This window comes from Rhizobium ecuadorense (genome assembly GCF_001187535.1).
Lineage (GTDB): Bacteria > Pseudomonadota > Alphaproteobacteria > Rhizobiales > Rhizobiaceae > Rhizobium > Rhizobium ecuadorense.
Map to the genome: position 1 here is coordinate 1 of NZ_LFIO01001652.1, position 263 is coordinate 263.

1 pseudogene is annotated in these 263 nt (G+C 59.3%); it reads right to left on the bottom strand.

Annotated elements, in window-relative coordinates:
* Positions 1-263 (bottom strand): annotated as a pseudogene (locus tag AF337_RS32895) (FAD-dependent oxidoreductase); the annotation flags it as partial.

Genomic DNA, 263 nt, shown 5'->3' on the forward strand with positions numbered 1-263 from the left:
AAGTCGTCTGCTGGAAACGGCGCTGTCATCGAGGCATAAGCAAAGATGTGCATCAGGCGGCCGCGATAGTGCCCGAAATCGTCGATGTGGCCATTGACCCCGAGGATCACCTTTGGAGCGGTGACCTTCCCTCGGTCTGTCATGGCGGCCCAGGTGCCGCTGTCTTGCTTCAATGAAGTGACAGGAGAACGCTCGAAGATACTGACCCTGCCCGACAGGCCCGCCGCAAAGGAGCGGATGTAATCGGCGGGCTGGATAAGCAC